Source organism: Blautia sp. An46, assembly GCF_002161645.1.
Classification (GTDB): domain Bacteria; phylum Bacillota; class Clostridia; order Lachnospirales; family Lachnospiraceae; genus Blautia; species Blautia ornithocaccae.
In genome coordinates this window covers 190,350-206,793 of record NZ_NFIF01000003.1, presented here as the reverse complement: position 1 = coordinate 206,793, position 16,444 = coordinate 190,350, and the positions used below count along the sequence as shown (strand labels likewise).

Here is a 16,444-nt window from a genome sequence, read left to right as displayed (position 1 = left end):
AGATAACAGAAGGGGAATTTAGCAGGAGCATTCCCACTTTCATATAAAGGACGGGAGACAGATGCAGAGAAAAGAAATCAAAGAAGAGGGACTAAAAAAGGTAAGAAAAATTATCTACGGCAGGACTCTGGTGGTGGCGGCAGCCTTTCTCATACAGTTTGCTCTGCTGTTAGGCGGATTTATACTTCTCAGTGACTACAGCTATGCGCTGTATGGATTTTTTCTTATTATCAGCGCCAGCGTGGTGATCTATATCTACAATGCCAGAGGAAATCCGGACTTTAAGCTGGTCTGGATGCTGCCCATTGCAGTACTCCCGGTAGTGGGGGCCCTTCTCTATGTATATTTTACCAGCCAGCCGGGCACCAGACTGATCTATAAGCGGCTGAACGTTCTGGCAGAAGAAACCAGGAAATATGTGGTCCAGGAGCCGGAGGTGAAAGAGAGGCTTCGGGAAAGAGACCGGCAGATGGCCCATATGGCAGATTATCTCTCAGAGTATGCAGATGCACCGGTGTATGACCATACTTCTGTGAAATACTATTCTCTGGGAGATTACCAGTATAAAGATATCCTTTCCCAGCTGAAAAAGGCTGAAAAGTTTATTTTCCTGGAATTCTTTATTGTTGCAGAAGGAGAAATGTGGGAAAGTATCCTGGACATCCTGAAACAGAAAGCAAAAGAAGGTGTTGAGGTCCGGGTGATGTACGACGGTACCTGCGTACTGTCCCTTCTTCCTTATTTCTATCCGGAGCTTCTGGAAAAAGAGGGGATTTCCTGCAAAATGTTTGCCCCTATTAAGCCTATATTTTCTACCCATTATAATAACCGGGATCACCGGAAGATCCTGGTCATTGATGGAAAAACTGCGTTTACCGGCGGAACCAATCTGGCAGATGAATACATTAACAGAAAGATTCGGTTCGGACACTGGAAGGATACAGCGGTGATGATAAAGGGAAAGGCTGTGGAAAGCTTTACCTATATGTTCCTGGAAATGTGGAATGTTTCGGAAAAAAGACCGGAGGATTATCTGCGGTACAAAACGCCCCGGGAATTTTCTATGGCAAATGACGGCTATGTGATCCCATATGGCTCCAGCCCTTACGGCAGTGAGCGAGTGGGAAAACAGATATATATGGATATTCTCAACACAGCCAGGGACTATGTTCATATTATGACGCCCTATCTGATATTAGATCACGAATTCCTTATGACGTTGGTCTACGCGGCAAAACGTGGGGTAGAGGTGCAGATCATCATGCCGCATATTCCGGATAAAAAGACAGCATTCTCCCTGGCTAAGACCTATTATAATGAGCTTCTGGAGGCCGGTGTGGAAATTTATGAATATGAGCCGGGATTTGTTCATGCCAAAGTTTTTGTGTCGGATGATGAAAAGGCAGTGGTGGGAACGGTGAATCTGGATTATCGAAGTTTTTACCACCATTTTGAATGCGGGCTTCTGATGTACCGAAACTCACAGATCCCCTATATAAAGAAGGACTTTCAGGAAACATTGGAAAAGAGTATAAAGATTCAGATTTCAGATTATAAAAAGCTGAAATTAGGTACAAGGGTTCTGGGAAAGGCCTTAAGACCTTTTGCACCGTTAATGTAAAAATCTTGCAGGAAAGCCCTGTTGGTTGTAGAATAAGATAATATGGAGTATTACTCGAAAAAGGATACAGAAAGGTGAGGAGAAAAGATGCCGATTAAAATACAAAGCGATCTTCCGGTAAAGGAAATCCTGGAAAAAGAAAATATATTTGTAATGGACGAAAACCGGGCGGTACATCAGGATATCCGTCCCATACAGATTCTCATTCTGAATCTGATGCCTTTAAAAGAGGAGACGGAGCTGCAGCTCCTCCGTTCTCTTTCCAATACCCCTCTCCAGGTGGATGTTTCTTTTATGATGGTAAAAAGCCACACTTCCAAAAATACAGCCACCAGCCATCTGAATAAGTTCTATCAGACTTTTGATGAAGTGAAAGAGCAGAAGTACGATGGAATGATCATCACCGGAGCTCCGGTGGAGCAGATGGAATTTGAGGAAGTAGATTACTGGGAAGAAATGAAAGAGATCATGGAGTGGACAAAAGAGAATGTCACCTCTACCATATATCTTTGCTGGGCTGCCCAGGCAGGTCTGTACTATCACTATGGACTGAAAAAAAAGATGATGGATCATAAAGTTTTTGGACTGTTTCCTCATAAGGTCATGAACCGGAAGATCCCTCTGGTAAGGGGATTTGACGATGTATTTCTGGCACCTCATTCCCGTCATACAGAAGTGCCTGCAGAGGATATCCATAACTGTAAAGCTCTTACTGTTCTGGCAGAGTCAGAAGAGGCAGGCGTGTTCCTGGCTATGGCCCAGGAAGGACGGCAGATTTTTGTCATGGGACATCCGGAATACGACAGGGTAACCCTGGACCAGGAATATAAGAGAGATCTGGGCAAGGGGCTGCCTATCGATATGCCAAAAGCCTATTATCCCGACGATAACGCAGAAAATAAGCCCCTCCTTTTGTGGAGAGCTCATGCCAACAATCTGTATACCAACTGGCTGAATTACTATGTATATCAGGTAACGCCCTATGATATGGCAGGAACTCCTGATTTTACAAGATAGTAAGAATATATGGCAAAGGTCAGAAGATATCTGAAAATCGATAATTAAAAGTATAGCCGCTGCCTCCCTTTGATGAAGAAAATCTTCTTTCATCAAAGGGAGGCAGCGGCTGTTTAAAAAAGGATTCAATAGAATAGATTATTTATTCTAAAGAGCCGATTGCTTTTTCAGGCTGTATACTTTCTTCGGTCTGTTCCTGAACCTCATGTTTTTTTCTGGTAAGAAGGATTCCGGCAGTCAGCGCTGTAAAGGGGGCGACTGTTACCAGACCAAAGCTTCCCACGACGGTATCCAGAATTTCTGCAGACACATATTTATAATTCAGGATATGGTCAATCGGGGTTCCCTGGGCCATAAAGACCATAAGCAGGGTAATATATCCTCCTGAGTATGCCAGGAGCAGGGTTGTCGTCATAGTTCCCATGGCTGCGCGCCCTACGTTCATGCCGGATTTGGCTGCTTCTTTCCAGGAAATATCCGGCTTTTTCTCTACCACTTCATAAATTGCCGAGGTGATATCCACAGACAGATCCATCATAGCGCCGGAAGCTCCGATGAAAATACTGCTCATGAAGATAGCAGTCAGATCCAGATGCTGAAATCCACTGTAAAGCAGAGACTCTGAGTCAGGCATTACCGCTCCATTGATATGGAATAGATCGGTAAAGAGCATTCCCAGAATACAGGTGGCCAGGATTCCCAGAAGAGAGCCCAGGGACGCTGTTACTGTTCTTTTGTCCACACCGTATACAAAAAATATGATCATAAGGGTAAGGAATACGGTAATCCCAATTCCCACCCAGATGGGAGAATATCCCTTTAGATAAGCTGGGACCAGAATTTTCCATATGGTCAGAATGGTAATGGCAAAAGAAAAGATTGCCTGAAATCCGTTCTTTCCTGCAACTGCGATCAGAAAGACGGCAAAGACTGCCAGCAGGATCAATTCTTTATCCAGGCGGAAGTGGTCTGTGATCACCGCAGAAGAAATTTCATCTCCATTGAGACTGATGGTTAGAAAGGCCTTGTCCCCCTCTTTAAAAATCTTATCCTTTTCCAGAGAACCGCTCAGAAAATTCACTCCTGTGATTTCCTGGCCCTGAAAGGGACCGTTTTGGATTTCCATTACACAAGTCTGCTCTCCGGACTGGATCAGTCCGGAACTTTTAATCGCCGAATTATCCACTTCTGTTACAATTCCCACTGCACGTTCCGACCCCTGATAAATCAAAGCATCCTCATAGCCAGTTGGAATGGCTATGAGGACAGCAATCATAAGTATTCCTATGATGATCGTCAGGAGCATATTTTTCTGTTTATTGAAAAAAATACGCTTCATTCGTTTACTCTACTCCTGTCAAAGATGCTACTTTTTTATAGATATCTGTATTATCGTAATATCCGTCAAATTCTTCCTGTCCCACACCCTGTGCGAAAACTTCTACCGGAAGACCTGTATGAGCGTAGGAACCAAAGTTTACACCGCTCTTGTTATTCAGGATATGTGTGATGGTAACGGTAAGAGGCTCATAGCTTCCGTATTTCACATATTCATCCTGGCCGAATTCTTCCTCTTCTCCGGTTCTGCTCATGGTGGTGTCATATGCTTCTTTCAGCTTATCATACTCATACTGGGTCATAACAAGACTTCCGTCATTGGTGGATTCCGGATGCATATCTGCACTGTCTTTCTGCTGGGTAGCAGTATCGTCAGAAACAGGAGCCTGAAGACCGAACAGTTCTGTTACATCTTTCATAACTGTATCAAAATCGGTTTTGTTTTCTTTATATCCTGCCACATAGTCAGAATCAAATTTAGCATAGGAAATCTTCTGGTTATTAAAATTCTGAAGGAAGGTATCATAGTCAGTTCCGGCATAACCAATGGTAAGACCACCTGTTTCATGGTCACCTGTTACCAGGATCAGAGTTTCGTCCGGATGCTCATTGTAGAAGTCCACAGCCTCTGCAACTGCATCATCCAGAGCAATGGTATCGCTGATAGTTGCTGCTGCGTCGTTTGCATGACATGCCCAGTCAATCTTTCCGCCTTCTACCATCATGAAAAATCCATTTTCGTTATCCAGCATTTCGATTCCCTTGTCTACATAGTCTGCCAGGGCCCACTGTCCATCCTGGAGATCCATATCATAAGGCATAGCATCACTGTCAGCCAGGTGTTCTTCAACGACAATGGTTTTTCCGTCATCTGGAGTCAGCGCTTCAGCCTCGGCCTGAGTTCTGACAACTTTGTATCCGGCTTCTTCTGCTGCTGTGTAAAGATCTTTCTGATCTTCATTTTCCCCTGTAGGCTGTAGAAGAGCTCCGCCGGCAAAATAATCAAATCCGCTTTCTACAAGTTCCAGACCGATATCATAGTAATCGTTTCTGGAAGCCTGATGCGCATAGAAGGCTGCCGGAGTGGCATGATTGAGGTTTACGCTGGAAATTACGCCGATCTTGTAATCTTTCTGGGCTTTCAGTTTTTCTGCGATGGTTTCATATTCCTGTGAGAAATCTTCACTTACGTTGATGCTTCCGCTCCAGGTCTTGTATCCAGTTGCAATAGAAGTTGCTGTTGATGCAGAGTCCGGAGCAAAAGAGGTGCTGTCATAAGTCTGAGCAGAGCCTGCAACCGGGAAGTTCATCATATTCAGGTTGTTCTGGCTGCTCAGTACAGTCTGCTCTTCCCCTTCTACCGTAACTGTCTCTGCATTTTCTGCTGAAGCATTTGCACTCTTAAAATAATTTGTCAGCTGAATCTGCGGATAGCTCATACCGTCTCCGATAAACAAGAAGACATATTTAGGCGTTTTTCCTTCTGTCTGAGCAGCCGCACTGGTTTCTTCTGCTGCAGCTGTCTCCTGAGTTTCTGCATTCACTTCTTCTGTTGCTGTGTTTCCGCAGCCGGCTAAAAGACCTGTTGCCAGCATCATAGAAGCCATAGTCAGACAAATAATTTTTCTCTTCATAAATTTCCTCCTGAGTTGTTTTGTGTTTGCGCGATTTAATATATCATAAAGAGCTAAATACCAACTATCGCTGTTATAATAATTTTAAGTAAAATCTTTGTGAACTATAACAGGGTATAAATACAGGCTTTGAATTGAGTTTTTAAGGGTTTCAAGGTATAATCGGTGATATAGACAAACTTGAGAGAGGAGAGAAAGATGATCGAATGTATCGTAGTAGGCGCCGGAGGCTTTATCGGGGCAGTCTGCCGTTATCTCATAGGACTGATACCGGTAAATGAAAACCTGGATTTCCCTGTTAAGACATTTGCCATAAACATACTGGGCTCTTTTATCATAGGCATGATCGCCGGGCTGGCTTTGAAGAATAATGGCCTGAATCCCAGAGCAGTGCTGTTTTTGAAGGTTGGAATATGCGGAGGGTTTACCACATTTTCTTCCTTTGCTCTGGAAACAGGAGATTTGCTCAAGGGTGGCAATACAGTAACGGCGCTGCTGTATGTGAGCTTAAGTGTAGTGTTAGGTATATTGACAGTGTTTGGTGGGCAGGCTGTGGTACGGTGAAAATGAGGAAGGAGTGAAGCTTCATTATGATTTTGTATCATGCCAGTAAAGAAGTTGTAGAATTTCCAGAAATTCGTAAGACAAGATACACAAAAGATTTTTCTTGGGGATTTTATTGTACAAATAATTTAGAGCAGGCAATTAGGTGGGCAAACAGAGGAGAGGGGACTCCGATTGTTAATTATTATAATTATACTTTAGACGAATCTCTTTCTATTCTAAAATTTGAAAAGATGTGCGATGAGTGGCTGGATTTTATAGCAGAATGTAGAAGTGGGAAAATACATTCTTATGATATTGTAGAGGGACCAATGGCTAATGACACTGTTTGGAACTATGTAAATGACTTTTTGGCAGGAAGGATTACAAGAAAGCAATTTTGGGTTTTGGCAGAGTTTAAATATCCCACACATCAGATCAGTTTTCATACTTTATCGGCTTTAAATTGTTTGTCTTTTGAGAGGAGTGAAATAATCTATGACAGAAAAAGAAAAAAATGACTTTTTTTACGTGTGTGCTCTCATAGAATTTACGGCAAGAAAGACCAGAAATAAAAGAGGAGTCATCGTCCGTGCTATGGGCGAAGAAGGTGTGAAGAAAGAACTGTATGATGCAGAAGTAAACCACTGTCTTTCTTTTGAACAGGTCAGTGATGAAATTATAGACCGTTATAAAATTCCGACAGGAAATTTTGACACGATATCGGATAGTCAATATTCGATTCCAAGTTTTCTGGATATAGGACGTTTATATAGTATTATGATAGAAGACTGTGCAAAACCGGGAGAAGAAGTTCAGGAATTGATAAAAATTTTTACTTCTTTTATCAGTGATGAAATTTCTGATTTCAGTACGGATTTGTATTATCAAAATCCCAGCTATTTGGAATGGTCTTATCGGGAGGGAAGGCTTTTAGAATAAATTGCCTTGCTGAAGTTAATTTACGAGATATAAGAAAGAAAATGATACAGGAGGGGCATATATGGATTATCAAGATTATGTGAAAATGGGACTAGAAGGAGAAGGAAGACTGAAACTGATCTTATGTGGCAGCGTAGAAGAGGAAAAAGATGGAAAAACAGGAGTAGTATCTGTGGTCTTTGCCACAGAAGAGAAGGAGCTTGCAAGAGAGAAACTTCAGGAGTTATTGGAGGAAAGTCCTGAGAATTATTATATGGTTTACAGTGTACCTTTAGATACTGATTTGACGGAACTGGCTCACTATCCGTCTATAGAAATTACCAGAGAGGATTTGCAATAAGGAGAAAAAGAGTGAAAAAGTTACAGGAATATTTTTTATACTTTATGTTTTATTCTATTATCGGCTGGTGCTATGAGGTGTTTTTGGAGGTAGTAGTTTACAGATGGGGATTTTCTAACAGAGGTGTACTTTTCGGCCCATACTGTGTTATTTATGGTTTCGGGGCGCTGATCCTGATTTTTTCTCTGAGCTGGCTCATGAAGAAAAAAATCAGAGTATGGAAACTGAATATTACCCCAATCCTGGTTTTTCTGGGAATTGTGGTGATTACTACAGTAGTAGAGTTGGCGGCCAGCTACATCATGGAAGCTACAAGAGGGGAATGGATGTGGGATTACACCAGATTTGCTTTTAACTTCCAGGGAAGAGTGGCCCTTAACCCCAGCATACGCTTTGGGATCGGAGGAATGATTTTTCTCTATATCCTTCAGCCTCTTTTTGAAAAAGGAGTCAGAAAAATGCCGGAGAAAGTCATTCAGGCGGCGTCTGCTATTCTGGCGATTCTGCTGTGCGCAGATGTGATTTATCTGTTTCTGAAGTAAGGATTTACAAAAGGCTTGAAACAGATAGAAAAATCCGGTATAATGTTTTTCGTCTGAGATACAGACATAAGTTACTTCCAGATATGGAATTGACAGTTCGAGACCATCCTGTCATTAAACAAAACTAGGGACAACAAGAAAGAATTATGAAGTTGTTGACGCAGGACTGTCACATATGAAATCCAGATATAGAAAAATATCCTGGATTCTGTTGTGTGGCGGTTCTGCTTTTTCTGTTTGGAGGTGAACGAATATGGATAATCCTGCAAAAATGAGCCGGGTGCAGAAAATGACTTTTTCTGCAATGGTCATGGCAATGTATATTGTCATTCTCTATTTTACCCAAAGTTTCTCTTTTGGCGCATATCAGATCCGCATCGCTACGGCTCTGTATGCTCTTGCATATCTGTTTCCGTTCCTGGTTTTACCCCTTGGTCTCGCCAATTTTATATCGAACATGTTATTCGGCGGATTCGGCATTATTGATATGCTGGGCGGCTGCATCGTAGGAATGATCGCTGCAGCCTGCATTGTATTGATCCGCAGGAAAAACTGGAACCAGGTACTGATCACAGTTCCCATTGTACTGGTGCCTGGGCTGGGAGTGGCTACCTATCTGTCTTATTTTCTTTCCATGCCATATCCTCTTATGGCGGTGAATCTCTGCATAGGGCAGCTGATCCCCTCTATCGTGGGAGTGGTCATGGTTAAAGCTCTGGAGAAAGTGCTATATCCGGGAAGAACAGCCGGTATAACAGGAAAGCAGAGGACAGAACACTGAAAAATCCAGCCGGGAAGCATGGCTTCTGCGGCTGGAAAGTTTATAAGATTCTTTATAAAGGAGTAAATGAGAAATGAGCGGAAGAACAGAGAAAGAACTGGAAGGAGTTTCTCTTCTGGGAAATCAGAAAGTCTCTTATCCATCGGACTATGCCCCGGAGGTGCTGGAAACATTTCCAAACAAGCATCCGGAAAATGATTACTTTGTGAAATTTAACTGTCCGGAGTTTACCAGCCTGTGTCCTATGACAGGACAGCCGGACTTTGCCACTATTTATATATCTTATGTGCCTGGAGAGAAAATGGTGGAAAGCAAGTCTCTGAAGCTGTATCTTTTCAGCTTCAGGAACCATGGAGATTTTCATGAGGACTGCGTAAATATCATTATGAAAGACCTGATAAGGCTGATGGATCCAAAATATATTGAAGTATGGGGGAAATTTACCCCCAGAGGGGGAATCTCCATTGACCCCTATTGTAATTATGGGAAATCAGGCACAGTCTGGGAGAAAGTGGCCTTTGAACGGCTGACTCATCATGACCTGTACCCGGAAAAAGTGGATAACCGATAGGAGGAGCAGACATGGGAGATAAAGCAATGGTTTTATTCAGCGGCGGTATTGACAGCACTACCTGCCTGGGCCTGGCTATAGAAAAATACGGAAAAGAAAATGTGATTCCTCTTTCTGTTTTTTATGGACAGAAACATGAAAAAGAAGTGGAGGCAGCCAGAAAAATTCTGGAATATTATGAAATCAAGGGCATGGAAATGGACCTGTCTTCAATTTTTGCCTACAGCAGCTGCTCCCTTCTTGCCCATTCCCAGGAAGAGATACCAGAGTCTTCTTACGGAGAGCAGCTGGCACAGACAGGCGGAGCGCCGGTATCTACCTATGTACCTTTTCGAAACGGGCTTTTCTTGTCCTGTGCCGCCAGTCTGGCTCTTTCCCTGGACTGCAGCGTGGTCTATTATGGCGCTCATCGGGATGACGCTGCAGGAAATGCCTATCCGGACTGCAGCCGGGCTTTTTACGACAGTATGAATCAGGCGGTTTATGAAGGCAGCGGAAAAGCTCTTTACATAGAGGCGCCCTTTATTGATAAAAATAAAGCTGAAATCGTGGCGGAAGGTCTGAGATTGAAGGTCCCATATGAGTTTACATGGAGCTGTTATGAGGGAAAGGAATTTCCCTGCGGAGTGTGCGGTACCTGCATTGACCGGCAGAAAGCTTTTGAGGCAAATGGAATAAAAGACCCGGCTTTGGGGGAATAATCTTAAATGCAGAATGTTTTCAGAAAGTTTACAAAATCATGATTTTTTTCTTTACAGTAAAGCATTAGAATGGTAGATATGAGATAAGAGCCGGAATATGGAGCAGATTGGGAGACAGGCAATAGATAGAACGGCTAAGGATCTAATCATAATTGTGAAATACTATGAAAGGATAGGAGAGGAAAGCCGTGGTTTACTGTATTGAGCCTAAGGGAGAATTCCGAAAATCTCTGATGCATATACTGGAATCTTGTGGTTATGCGTCAGAAGCAGTCCCCTCAGGAAAGGAACTGCTGGAAGTTTTAAAACAGCATCGTCCGGAACTGATTCTTCTGGACTATGATCTGCCCGGGGAAAAAGGGCTGGAGATTCTGGATGTGCTAAGAGATTCTTTTGAATATGTCCAGATTCCCGTTATCATGGTTTCAGATACAAATGAGGGATTCAGAAAAGCCCAGTGCTTCGACCATGGGGCAGATGACTATCTGTCTGGAACTATGGGAAGAGTGGAAATGATGGCCAGGATTCGGGCAGTGCTCCGCCGGGCGGAGAGATATAAATATGGGGACGAGTGTGTCCGGATACAATAATAGAAAAGGTTCAGCAGGAATAGAACTCCAGAAAGGTGGAAGTCAGATTTAAACCGTAGAAATTCAGTAAGAAGTACGGATATAAACTTAGAATGTTGATTTATAACCGTACCAAAGGCAGTCAAAAGCGGGGCAGCCCCACGAGAATTTTATTTCTCGTGGGGCTGCCCCTTTAAGATTGGATTAATCCATGTATTTTTTCAGTGTAGCTCTTACGGCGCCAGGTCCGGCAATCTCTTCTTTGAACATTTCCTCGATCTTATCGCCGATACCTGCCTGATACAGGTCGATTCCAAAGATGTTGGCGTTGGAAAGAATAGACTTTAACTGTCCGGTGTAAGTTTCCGGTTTGCCTACCTCAATGCCTTCCAGTACTTTAGACAGTTCAGGAAGCATTGGGTCAGCGGAAAGCTCGAATTTCTCGCCTTCGTCATTTACGCCCAGGAGATATCTGCACCATCCTGCAATAGCCAGAGGAATTGCAGTGAGCTTTTTGGCATCGCCGTATTTTTCCACATAGGATTTAATGGTTTCGCCGTAGCGGATGCCTACCTTCTGTGAAGTATCTGTTGCGATACGCTGTGGGGTATCCGGCATAAACGGATTCGGGATTCTCACGTTGATAACTTCATCAACGAAATCAGCAGGAGAAAGAATACCAGGATCTGTAACAACAGGCATGCCTTCTACGGGACCGATCTCATGAACCAGCTTGTTCAGCTGAGAATCTTTCATCTCATCAGCAATCAGTGTGTAACCCAGTACACAGCCGTATACAGCCAGTGCTGTGTGGAGAGGATTCAGGCAGGTGGTAACCTTCATTCTCTCTACTTTATTAACCGTGTCTCTGTCCGTCATATATACGCCGGCTTTTTCGAGAGCAGGTCTTCCGTTGGGGAACTTGTCCTCGATAACCAGATACTGAGGTCCTTCTGCATTTACAAAAGGAGCGATATAGGTTCTCTTGGAGGTGATAACAGGAGCAATGTCTTCCACTCCGGCTTTCTCCAGATCTGCACATACGGAATCTGCAGGTCTTGGTGTGATTTTGTCGATCATAGACCATGGGAAGGAAACCTGTTTCTCATCAGAAATATAGTCCACGAATCCCTGATCTACGAATCCTTTTGCCAGCCATTCTTTTGCCATGGTGGTGATAGAGTTCTGGAGTTTCTCGCCATTGTGAGAGCAGTTATCCATGGAAACTACTGCCAGAGGATATTTTCCGGCTTTGTAACGCTCAAAGAGAAGAGCACATACAACTGCCATAGCAGCGCCCGGTTTCTCCGGACCGTTGTCGATGTCGGCCTGAATAAATGGGAAATAATTTCCGTCAGCGCCTTTTAAAGCATAGCCTTTTTCTGTGATGGTGAAAGAGATCATCTGAAGACCCGGATCAACAAAGATTTCTTTCAGGCGGTTCCAGTATTCCGGAACATTGGACTGAGCTTTGATGGCCTCTGTAAGAGATCCCAGAACCTTCTTGTCTGTGGAACCGTCAGCCTTTAAAGTAACAGCTAATACCAGATTGTCGTAAGGCACGTAGATTTTATCTACTACGTCGAAGTCGAAAGTTTCCACACAGGTGATACCTTTGTCAGCTGCACCATTGGAAATCAGTGTGTCAGCCAGACCGCCGATGAAGATACGGAAGATATTTCCTGCTCCGAAGTGTACCCATACAGGAGCTTTCTTTGTGTTTTCAGCTACTTTTGCAACATCATAAGATGGAAGAGCGATACCGGCTGCTTCCCAGTCCTTTGTGTTTTTCAGACCTTCTAAAGTCAGTTTCATAATCTACACACGATCCTTTCTTTTTATTATTTTGCTTCTTTTGCCTGTTTCTCTACAGATTCCCAAAGTCCGCAGATATAAGCGGCGCCAAGGGCACGGTCATAAAGTCCATATCCTGGCATTGCCTTTTCGCCCCAGATCATACGTCCGTGGTCAGGACGGATAGGTCCTTCAAATCCTGATTCATACAGAGCTTTTACTACTGCGTACATATCGAAAGTTCCGTCGGAGCTTAAGTGAGCGCTTTCCTCGAAATCTCTCATGCCGTCGTTGAAACGAAGGTTTCTTACATGAGCAAAGTGGATTCTGCCTTTCAGCATTTTAATAGTGGCGATCAGGTCGTTGTTTAAGTTGGTTCCATAGGAGCCCATGCAGAAGGTTACACCGTTGTGTTTATTTGGAACAGCGTCCATCATTCTTTTCAGTTTTTCCTGAGAAGAAATGATACGGGGCAGTCCGAATACGCTCCAGGAAGGATCGTCTGGATGAATAGCCATGTTGATGTCGTATTTGTCACATACCGGCATAATGGCTTTCAGGAAGTATACCAGATTGTCAAAAAGTTTTTCTTCATCAATGTCTTTATACAGAGCGAAGAGTTCTTTTACTTTCTCCATACGTTCCGGCTCCCAGCCTGGCATTACAGTACCGTTCATGTCATTTTTGATGCTGTCGAACATCTTTTCCGGATCCATGCTGTCAATGGTATCCTGGCTGTAAGCGAGAACTGTAGAACCATCGTCTCTCTTACGCTCCAGCTCTGTTCTTGTCCAGTCGAAAACAGGCATGAAGTTGTAGCATACCATATGAACATCAGCTTTTCCCAGGTTTTCCAGGGTTTCAATGTAAGCTTCGATATCTTTATCACGTTCCGGAGCTCCTGTTTTAATAGCGTCGCTTACGTTTACGCTTTCGATACCTGCAAGATGAAGACCGGCGTCTTCTACTTCTTTCTTCATTGCCATGATCTCGTCCAGAGTCCATACTTCACCGGGCATTTTGTCATACAGAGTGGTGATGATTCCCTTTACATAGCAGCTCTGACGAATCTGTTCCAGAGTTACAGTGTCGTGGTCTTTGCCGTACCAGCGCATTGTCATTTCCATAATAAATACCTCACTTTCGATTTATGATTTTATTATAATGGACGAGGGAAAAAAAAGCCAATTGATAAGTTTGTTGTATACATTGCAAAACTTGCGGTTTTGTACTAAAATAGATACAGAAATCTATATAAATTCATAGGGAGAAAAAGAAAATTATGAAAAAAAACCTGAAAACCCAGTTTTTGACTCGACAGTATATGCTTTCAAGGGATTATGAACTATACTATTACAGTGACAGCCACATGGCAAACGTAGACAGTCATGCCCATGATTACTATGAATTTTATTTTTTTCTGGAGGGAACTGTTTCCTACCTTATTGAAGAACAGCTTTACAGTCTAAAGGCAGGGGATGTAGTGGTAATCCCTCCGGGTATTTATCATAAAGCAGTTATTCATGACTCAGAGAAGCCCTATAGCCGTTTTGTCTTTTGGATCAGCATGGACTATTATGAGAGAATCCGTCAGATGTCCGAAGAATATTTCTATATTATCCGTCTTGCCAGGGAGAAACCGCAATATGTTTTTCATAATGATGCAGTGGACTTCAGCAGTATCCAGTCCAGAATCTTTCATCTGATTGAGGAGATACACTGGGACCGGTTTGGAAAAGAAGAAAAAATTTTTATCGGTATCTGCGATCTTTTTCTCCACCTCAGCCGAATGGCCTATGAGAGAACGCATCCAAGACGACTGAAGGAGGATCAGAACTTGTATGAAAATATCATCCAGTATATAGATACCCAGTTGGACCAGGATTTATCCCTGGAGTATCTGGCTGGAAAATTTTATGCCAGCAAGTATCATATTGCCCATATTTTCAAGGAAAATACAGGAATATCCATACATCAGTATATTATGAAAAAGAGACTGGCTGCCTGTCAGGACGCCATACTCAGTAACATCAGTATAACCAAGGCTTATCTTATGTTTGGCTTTAAAGATTATTCCAGTTTTTACCGGGCATTTAAAAAGGAATATGGGATTTCTCCAAAAGAATACCGGGATATGAAGATACAGCTTCAGCAGCGAAGTCCCCAGAAAAAGGAAAACGTTCCCTGAAAGCCTGTTAGAATTTTCTAGAAAAAAGAGAACCGCTGTGTTTGTGGAATTTCCTCAATGCAGCGGTTCTTTTAGGACAGGTCAATAAATAATTTAGTTATCTTCCTGGGTCATGGTGTATACAGTACGTTTCCTTGCCATTTCATCATTGGCCAGGTATTCATCATAAGTGGTGATCTTGTCGATCATAGTGCCGGTTGGCAGGATCTCCATGATACGGTTGGCAGTAGTCTGGACAATCTGGTGGTCATGAGAAGCGAAAAGGATCACGCCGGGGAATTTGATCATACCGTTGTTCAGCGCTGTGATAGACTCCATATCCAGGTGGTTGGTAGGTTCATCAAAAATCAGCACATTAGCACCGGAGATCATCATCTTAGAGAGAAGACATCTTACCTTTTCTCCTCCTGAAAGTACCCGTACTTTTTTCACACCGTCTTCTCCAGGGAAAAGCATACGTCCCAGGAATCCACGGACATAGGTGGCGTCTTTAATCTCAGAATAGCCTGTAAGCCAGTCTGCAATAGTCAGATCATTGTCAAATTCCTTGGTGCTATCCTTGGGGAAGTAAGACTGGGATGTGGTAACGCCCCATTTGTAAGTTCCTTCGTCTGGTTCCATTTCTCCCATGAGGATCTGGAAGAGTACAGTTTTGGCTCTTTCATTGCCGCCTACAAAAGCTACTTTGTCTTCTCTTCCGAGAGTAAAGGAGATATTGTCCAGAATCTTAACGCCGTCAATGGTTTTGGAAAGTCCCTCTACCATCAGTACCTCATTTCCGATTTCACGATTAGGGCGGAAATCGATGTAAGGATATTTTCTGCTGGAAGGACGGATCTCGTCTAACTGGATCTTTTCCAGAGCGCGTTTTCTGGAAGTAGCCTGCTTGGACTTGGAAGCATTAGCAGAGAACCGGGAGATAAATTCCTGGAGTTCTTTGATCTTTTCCTCTTTTTTGCGGTTGGCTTCCTTCATCTGTTTGATCAGAAGCTGGCTGGACTCATACCAGAAATCATAGTTTCCGGCATAAAGCTGGATTTTTCCATAGTCAATATCTGCGATATGGGTACATACCTTATTCAGGAAATAACGGTCATGGGATACCACGATCACGGTGTTATCAAAATTGATGAGGAATTCTTCCAGCCATTCAATGGCGTCCAGATCCAGGTGGTTGGTAGGCTCGTCCAAAAGCAGGATATCCGGATTTCCGAAAAGGGCCTGGGCAAGGAGTACTTTGACCTTCTGGCTTCCGTTTAAATCTGCCATCTGGGAATAGTGAAGATCTGTTTCGATGCCCAGCCCGTTTAGAAGCATAGCTGCATCAGATTCTGCCTCCCAGCCGTTCATCTCAGCAAATTCACCTTCCAGTTCGCTGGCACGGATACCATCTTCATCGGTAAAGTCTTCTTTGGCGTAGATGGCCTCTTTTTCTTTCATGATATCATAGAGGCGCTGATTTCCCATGATCACGGTATCCAGTACCGGATAAGCGTCATATTTAAAATGGTCCTGCTGCAGGAATGAGAGACGCTGACCAGGAGTGATGGAGATATCTCCTTTGGTGGTCTCTAGCTGCCCGGAGAGGATTTTCAGGAAAGTAGACTTTCCTGCTCCGTTAGCTCCAATCAGGCCGTAGCAGTTTCCTTCTGTAAATTTAATATTGACATCCTCAAACAGTGCTTTCTTACCAATACGTAATGTAACATTATTTGCTGCAATCATTTCTTTAATTTCCCTCACTTTTCTCTTGTTAAAGAATTGTTAGTGCGTAATCTCTTCTATTTTACCGTAAAAACGGGATTTTGCAAGCCTTTATTGCAGAAACTTAGAACAAAAATATCTTGATAATTACGGTACAGA

17 protein-coding genes are annotated in these 16,444 nt (G+C 43.2%); 12 read left to right on the top strand and 5 right to left on the bottom strand.

From position 1 onward, the window contains the following. Positions 1–61 precede the first annotated feature (61 nt). Complete coding sequence (gene cls / locus B5G00_RS04250) at positions 62–1,621, top strand: cardiolipin synthase (RefSeq protein ID WP_087268996.1); 1,560 nt, start codon at positions 62–64, stop codon at positions 1,619–1,621. Positions 1,622–1,708: 87 nt separating this feature from the next. Beyond that, entirely contained in the window at positions 1,709–2,638 is a 930-nt protein-coding gene (gene metA, locus B5G00_RS04245; protein WP_087268993.1) for a homoserine O-acetyltransferase MetA, read from the top strand. Positions 2,639–2,780: 142 nt separating this feature from the next. Here metA and B5G00_RS04240 read toward each other — a convergent pair whose 3' ends face one another. Together B5G00_RS04240 and B5G00_RS04235 are read right to left on the bottom strand one after the other, a co-directional pair. Then, the gene (locus B5G00_RS04240; RefSeq protein WP_087268991.1) at positions 2,781–3,977 is read right to left on the bottom strand and encodes a YibE/F family protein; all 1,197 of its coding nucleotides are present in this window, start codon (positions 3,975–3,977) and stop codon (positions 2,781–2,783) included. A 4-nt stretch (positions 3,978–3,981) separates the two neighbouring features. After that, a complete protein-coding gene (locus tag B5G00_RS04235) occupies positions 3,982–5,610 on the bottom strand; it encodes an alkaline phosphatase (protein WP_087268988.1) in 1,629 nt (542 codons plus the stop codon). Positions 5,611–5,808: 198 nt separating this feature from the next. On the opposite strand from B5G00_RS04235, the gene crcB reads away from it, so the two are divergent. The 9 genes from crcB (at position 5,809) to B5G00_RS04190 (ending at position 10,620) form a co-directional block, all read left to right on the top strand. Beyond that, complete coding sequence (gene crcB, locus B5G00_RS04230; RefSeq protein ID WP_087268985.1) at positions 5,809–6,174, top strand: fluoride efflux transporter CrcB; 366 nt, start codon at positions 5,809–5,811, stop codon at positions 6,172–6,174. Between the two features lie 26 nt (positions 6,175–6,200). Further along, positions 6,201–6,674, top strand: coding sequence for a DUF3990 domain-containing protein (locus tag B5G00_RS04225; protein WP_204247342.1), 474 nt, complete (start codon positions 6,201–6,203; stop codon positions 6,672–6,674). Continuing rightward, positions 6,652–7,095: a hypothetical protein gene (locus tag B5G00_RS04220; RefSeq protein ID WP_087268982.1), complete on the top strand. Its 444-nt coding sequence runs from the start codon at positions 6,652–6,654 to the stop codon at positions 7,093–7,095. Before B5G00_RS04225 ends, B5G00_RS04220 begins: the two co-directional genes overlap by 23 nt. Before the next feature lie 61 nt (positions 7,096–7,156). Beyond that, a complete protein-coding gene (locus B5G00_RS04215) occupies positions 7,157–7,435 on the top strand; it encodes a hypothetical protein (protein ID WP_087268979.1) in 279 nt (92 codons plus the stop codon). Positions 7,436–7,446: 11 nt separating this feature from the next. Then, positions 7,447–7,977 (top strand): putative ABC transporter permease, encoded by a 531-nt coding sequence (locus B5G00_RS04210; RefSeq protein ID WP_087268976.1) that lies wholly within the window; start codon positions 7,447–7,449, stop codon positions 7,975–7,977. Positions 7,978–8,230: 253 nt separating this feature from the next. Continuing rightward, entirely contained in the window at positions 8,231–8,758 is a 528-nt protein-coding gene (locus tag B5G00_RS04205) for a QueT transporter family protein (RefSeq protein ID WP_087268973.1), read from the top strand. A gap of 73 nt (positions 8,759–8,831) precedes the next feature. Further along, positions 8,832–9,329: a preQ(1) synthase gene (gene queF / locus B5G00_RS04200; RefSeq protein WP_087268970.1), complete on the top strand. Its 498-nt coding sequence runs from the start codon at positions 8,832–8,834 to the stop codon at positions 9,327–9,329. Between the two features lie 11 nt (positions 9,330–9,340). Continuing rightward, complete coding sequence (gene queC / locus B5G00_RS04195) at positions 9,341–10,030, top strand: 7-cyano-7-deazaguanine synthase QueC (protein ID WP_087268969.1); 690 nt, start codon at positions 9,341–9,343, stop codon at positions 10,028–10,030. Between the two features lie 188 nt (positions 10,031–10,218). Then, on the top strand, positions 10,219–10,620 hold the full coding sequence (locus B5G00_RS04190; protein ID WP_087268966.1) for a response regulator: 402 nt from the start codon (positions 10,219–10,221) through the stop codon (positions 10,618–10,620). Between the two features lie 183 nt (positions 10,621–10,803). On the opposite strand, the gene B5G00_RS04185 is transcribed toward B5G00_RS04190, so the two are convergent. Beyond that, positions 10,804–12,414, bottom strand: coding sequence for a mannitol dehydrogenase family protein (locus B5G00_RS04185; protein WP_087268963.1), 1,611 nt, complete (start codon positions 12,412–12,414; stop codon positions 10,804–10,806). Between the two features lie 26 nt (positions 12,415–12,440). Beyond that, on the bottom strand, positions 12,441–13,520 hold the full coding sequence (gene uxuA, locus B5G00_RS04180; RefSeq protein ID WP_087268960.1) for a mannonate dehydratase: 1,080 nt from the start codon (positions 13,518–13,520) through the stop codon (positions 12,441–12,443). Between the two features lie 155 nt (positions 13,521–13,675). Between uxuA and B5G00_RS04175 the strand changes: the two genes are divergently transcribed. Then, positions 13,676–14,581, top strand: coding sequence for a helix-turn-helix domain-containing protein (locus B5G00_RS04175; protein WP_087268958.1), 906 nt, complete (start codon positions 13,676–13,678; stop codon positions 14,579–14,581). Between the two features lie 93 nt (positions 14,582–14,674). Here B5G00_RS04175 and B5G00_RS04170 read toward each other — a convergent pair whose 3' ends face one another. Next, positions 14,675–16,306 (bottom strand): ABC-F family ATP-binding cassette domain-containing protein, encoded by a 1,632-nt coding sequence (locus tag B5G00_RS04170; protein WP_087268956.1) that lies wholly within the window; start codon positions 16,304–16,306, stop codon positions 14,675–14,677. Between the last annotated feature and the right edge of the window lie 138 nt (positions 16,307–16,444).